The sequence below is a fragment of the Flavihumibacter sp. CACIAM 22H1 genome (assembly GCF_001601815.1).
Classification (GTDB): domain Bacteria; phylum Bacteroidota; class Bacteroidia; order Chitinophagales; family Chitinophagaceae; genus Flavihumibacter.
In genome coordinates this window covers 125,393-130,639 of record NZ_LUKG01000001.1, presented here as the reverse complement: position 1 = coordinate 130,639, position 5,247 = coordinate 125,393, and the positions used below count along the sequence as shown (strand labels likewise).

General features: G+C 38.7%; 5 protein-coding genes. 3 read left to right on the top strand and 2 right to left on the bottom strand.

Going from position 1 to position 5,247, the window contains the following annotated elements; all coding sequences use genetic code 11:
- Window positions 1-303 precede the first annotated feature (303 nt).
- Genes A1D16_RS00530 through A1D16_RS00520 form a run of 3 tightly spaced genes read left to right on the top strand, consistent with a single transcriptional unit; the run spans window position 304 to window position 1,754 of the window.
- Entirely contained in the window at window positions 304-795 is a 492-nt protein-coding gene (locus tag A1D16_RS00530) for a hypothetical protein (protein WP_290706664.1), read from the top strand.
- A gap of 10 nt (window positions 796-805) precedes the next feature.
- Complete coding sequence (locus A1D16_RS00525) at window positions 806-1,264, top strand: helix-turn-helix transcriptional regulator (protein ID WP_290706662.1); 459 nt, start codon at window positions 806-808, stop codon at window positions 1,262-1,264.
- Window position 1,265: 1 nt separating this feature from the next.
- Window positions 1,266-1,754 (top strand): hypothetical protein, encoded by a 489-nt coding sequence (locus A1D16_RS00520; protein WP_290706659.1) that lies wholly within the window; start codon window positions 1,266-1,268, stop codon window positions 1,752-1,754.
- 11 nt (window positions 1,755-1,765) lie between these two features.
- Here the strand turns inward: A1D16_RS00520 and A1D16_RS00515 are convergent, their stop codons facing one another.
- Window positions 1,766-2,080, bottom strand: coding sequence for a hypothetical protein (locus A1D16_RS00515; RefSeq protein ID WP_290706657.1), 315 nt, complete (start codon window positions 2,078-2,080; stop codon window positions 1,766-1,768).
- Window positions 2,081-2,275: 195 nt separating this feature from the next.
- Window positions 2,276-5,239 (bottom strand): hypothetical protein, encoded by a 2,964-nt coding sequence (locus A1D16_RS00510; protein WP_290706655.1) that lies wholly within the window; start codon window positions 5,237-5,239, stop codon window positions 2,276-2,278.
- Window positions 5,240-5,247 lie beyond the last annotated feature (8 nt).

Below are 5,247 nucleotides of genomic sequence, written 5' to 3'. Positions count from 1 at the left end.
GTGTCCGAGTGGTTGAAGGAGCACGCCTGGAAAGTGTGTATACCTCTAAAGGGTATCGCGGGTTCGAATCCCGCTCTCTCCGCATCTAAAAAGCAAAAGCGCGGTCCCAGTAAGGGTTTGCGCTTTTTTATTTGCAGATTGTAGCAAAAGTGTAGCAGTTTTTTCATAAATATATACTATAAAAAGAGGGCTATAATTTTGTAGAAGATATTTACCACATTATTTTGTAACAATCTTTAACTGAATAAATGTATTGCCATATCAATCCTTGGCTCTATATTTGTTCTTAACTTATAAGTTAAGTTGGGTGCAACAATAGTAGAATACTGGCGTTTAAGGCATATTACCTATTACACCGTCATAATTGATGACGCTGAACGTAGTGAATTTGAACGATTTATTATTAAAATTCAGAAGCACCAGGCATTACAGGACAGTCTTGTGAGCCTTGTGAACTTTGTGAAAATAATAGGTGATAAAAAAGGATTTGTAAGCAGTTTTTTTAAACCAGAGGGGGCGGCATTCCGTTTTAAAGAAGTGGGTGAGGTAAAAGATTACAATTGCAATGGCTACGGGCTGCGATTATATTGCTTACCAATTAATAAAAATATTATAATATTATTTAATGGATGTTATAAAACCACTCCCAAAGTAAAAGATTGTAAAAATTGTAGTGATCCATTTAACACAGCTAATCTAATATCCTCAAGAATAACCAGAGCAATTGCATTTAAAGACATTCTCGTATCAGATGATAACCGATCTCTTTTGATTGATGATCATTTTGAACTGTAAATCAACAACAATGAAGCGCTATTCTGTTCCAAAAAAAATTAATTCATCGATTGCTGATAAAATAATTGAAGAAACACCTGATTATAAAAAAATTGAAATTAAGCATTCAATTGATTTCACACAACGGTTGGTTGATTTAGTAAATGAAAAATTTGATGGCAAGCAAAAGTTATTAGCGGAATGCCTTGGGAAAACTGAGGCTCAAATTTCGAAATGGTTTAGCGGAACTCACAATTTTACATTTAGAACAGTAAGTAAAATTGAGGCGGCTTGTGGTGTTTCTATTTTGGCGATTAGGAGTGAAGCTCCAGACACTAATTTTGTCCAAGCATGTGTTGGATATATGGAAGAGCAAAAGGATGTTGTAGTAGACAGTAATGGTAAGATTTTTGAATCAAACGCCTTATTCGTTCCGGTTACTCCTATTGGTGAAAATATTGAGACCAAATTAGTAAATCTACCATCATAATATGAATGGAAAATTTAATATTGATCAGTTGAAATTAGAAAGTATTAAGATTATAAATGCTTCAATAGTTAATCAGCTTGATCTACAAGAGGTTCCTAAGTCGGACTTTTCAAGAACTATGAGTTTCAAATTTAACTTTGCAGTCAGTAGGGAAAGTAAACAAGCAAAAGTAAATTTCCTGGTTGTTTTAAAAGCTAAAAATAAAATTGATACTGATATAAGGGTTGAAGGAACATATGAAATTTCATATATCTTCTTCGTAGAAAATATAGACGAATTATCTTCTCCTGGTGAGGGAGAGCACGTTGAGTTATCACAGGATTTAATAATCGCAATGGCAAACATTGCATATTCTACAAGCAGGGGAATTATATATACAAGATGTCTTGGAACAGTACTAAATGATGTAATTCTCCCTATAATGCCAAATAGTGAATTCGAAAGGATTTTTATTAAAGGATATAAGGCAAAAAATGAGCTCACAAAATAATATTGTTTTCGTTATCTCTCATCCTTTTTTAATTCCGGAATCACAGGCAACGCATATTTATCGTGTGCCGCTGCCGGGTTTATTTTTCCATGAGGATTTTCATTACCTGGTCGCGGTGGATTCTGCAAACCGTTAGAATTAAAAATCCCTTCTATCTTATCGGGATCAACGCCCTGCTTCAGTGCAATTTCAGCCAATAATAATACGGCTGCATTCAGTCGATCATTCCGGCCTTCAATCTTATGCACCCATCTGGTTATAAAAAACCAGAAAATAAAGCCAACAATTGCAAATAATGCATACATAAGTAGGTTATCTTCTGTCATGATTTAAGGTTTTGATTAAAAGTAATTATTGAAAAGAGCTTATGCAATAGCTAAGAAAATAAAAAAATCAAGAGACCATTTTACGGGATCCCTTGATTTTGCTACATTTCAGCTACATAGCCAGGATTTTATTTTACACAATACTGTAAATCAATTCCTGAGCCTTTTACTCCATGGAGTTATACGGACTTGAACCTAATCAAACACACTTGAGTTCAGGTAATTGGTCCATGCCGTCCCCTTTGAAACCGATTTCTTCAGCTCTCCATTGCTCCAATGAAAGTGAGTTTCCTTTTTGCTTGAAATTATCCGACCCAACTCCCTGGTAGCTCTTATCTGTTTTTCTAGCAATTTATCAGAGGTACCTGGATGAGACTGAGAAGTTACTGGTAAGTGACTACGCAATTCCATTGAATTCATTCTGTTAAATACCTCAACATCCGGATATACTTGAGTTCCTTTCGGAAGTTCAGAAAGAAAATTCATTTTGCGCTGTAGGTATGGCTCTTCCCCAGGTTCAACAATTACCTCCTGCTTACCCCCGTCATTAATTAGCGCTAGGCCCCCTGGATGGGAGTTACTGCCATAAATGCCGTGTTTATAGCGTGGTATTGGTGTCGCAATAACAGTAGCCAGTTGTGCCGCTCCAAGAGCACCTGAAAAAGCAGCGAGGGCAATATTTCCTGGAGTGTAGGGTTTGCTTCCTAGCGCAGCAACTACCGCCTCCGCTGTTGAAGCAATAATTGTAGCTACTGAAATGGCTTTTTGGAATCGGGCTTTTCTCTGTTCTAATTGCCGCTGGCGAAGTTCTAATTGCTCCCTTCTTGCTGCTGTCTGGGCCTCAATTACTTTAATCCTGGCAGCTTTTTCCTCTTCACTTAACGCAGTAGCATTGATAGCTTCTATTTCTCTCCGCTTCTTTTCTTCGATCAATTCAATTTGCTCCTGAATACGGTTTTTTTCTCTTTCATCACCGATGTTCGCTATTTCGCCAAATGCAGAAAGAAATGAAATAGTCGTTTGGCCAACCCGCCGAATATTCTCTAACCTTTTTTGTAAATCTTCATTTTCAGCTTCAGAAACTCGTCTGCTCTGATTGATTTGGGTGTCTGCCACGAGCTTGCTCAATGAAATCCGGAGGCTGGCCAGATTCTTTTCAGACAGCTCTATCCTCTGACGTGTCTCATCATCTTTTATACCCAATGCACGCAGTTTTTCAATCGCAAGCTGTTGTTCTGCAAACTTGATTTGTGATTCTAGTGCCTTAATCTGATATTCTTCCTGGATTTTTAACCGGTCTTCATTATACTTCCTTTCTATTTCAGGGAAATCCTTACGCTTTCGGTCGATCTTTGCAAAATTCTGATCCAGAATAGCAATGCTTTCTTGAAATGAATTAGATAATCCTTGCAAATCAATATCCTCTTGAGCCTTATTAAATCGGTCCTGCTCTTCTTCTTTCTTTTTATTTGCGGAAACTAACTCTTTATACTCTTCTTCGTATTGTTTAAGCTGGCGTTCTAATGACTCATCTTTAATTTTCAGTAATGCAAATTCAGTTTCCTTATTTGATTTAATAAGGTTATAGGAAAGCTCCCGTTCTATCTCCTGCGTTCTTGCAGCATATTCATTCTGTGCATTTATTTTTGCAGTAGCACTTGCGTCTTTATCGGTCAATACCTCTTGTAGCTTATCTTTTTCTAGCTGTATTTCAAATGCCGCGGTATCTTTCAGTAGTTTACGCTCAATGGCGGCTGCCTCCTTTCTAAAGTTTTGACGGGAGCGTATAGAAAGCTCTTCTGAATCAGACAATGCTTTCAATTGGTTTTTGAAGTCCTCCAGTTCAGCTGTGAATATTTTAGCCCTTACAGTTTTCAATCGGTCTGAATCAGATTTTTTATTGTCTTGAGTTCCACCGAAAAAATCGAAATTGAGTTTTTTGCTTGCTTCTGCTGCTTTCTTTTGGAATTTAGTACCTATTTTAATAAAAATATCAGCTTCGTCTTCTGATTCTTTTACTAGTTCTCTTTGGCGTTCTTGTGCTTTTTTCTTTCTGTATTCATCAGCCTGCCTTTGTGCTTCATTATTGATTGGTACAAATCCGGGTGCTGTGGGTGTGAATATAGTTGCCCTTGCGCGGTCAAAATTATTTACAAATTCATCTAAATTTTTTTGTCTATCAATTTCAGCCTGCAATGACTTTTTGGCCGCCTCTTGCAGTGAGAGCTGTGCTGCAGCCTTATAATAGGTCATTTTAATATAGGCATCAGCATTTTTCTGTAGTGATTTCTCTGCTTCTTCCAGACTTTTTACCTCACCTGTGGTTTTTCCGATACTTTCATTGTACTGCTTAACCACTTTATCCTTGTCGAGGAACCCTTGTTTGGCCAGGTCAATATTTATGCGAAGTTCAGCCACGCTGGCGGCTGCTTCTACCAAACCACCGCTTTTTAGTGTTTCGCCTAAAATACGTTGTGATTCAGCGAACCTATCTAATGCTTGCTTTCCCTGGAACAATGACTGTATAAACTTTGCCAATTGTGGCCCGTAAATCGTAAGTGCGGTAACGCCTAAAGATAACGCTGTACCCAAGGTAAAAAAAGAACCAGCAACGGCCTTAAACAGGGATGGGGCTGGCTGCCCGGCTTTCCTTAGTTCAACAATTTCCTTTTTTACTTTGCTTATCTCATCGAAAAATATAGGCAAGTTGTTCGAAATGGCAAGAAAACCGGTTTGCACGCTATTTGCAAACGCCGGCAATTCCCGTGTGATCTGGTTTAATGAGTTGGATAATCCACTGAATCCGCTGGCATAGTTGCCCACATTCCGCTGGAAGTTGCCCAGCCCCTGGTCGATCTTGTCAATTACCGCCCTGGCTTCATTGGCTCGCTTGGCTGCTTCAATGTATTGTTGTGAATTGGTACCCAAAGCAGCACCGGCATCTTCAGCAGCGTTAACCAATTGCCTGTATTCGGCAGTAAGTTTTTTGTATTCACGCTGTGCTTCCTTTGTAGCTTTATTGGCCTTGTTACGTGCTTTTTCTTCACGCTCTGCGGCCCTGGTACTTAAATCATTAGTGCGCTGTTCTGCAAGTATTGCCTGGGCGTTAGATTTCCGAGCGGCGGCCTCCGCCTGTTTTGCTTTAGCGAGTTTTAGCACCGTAGTAG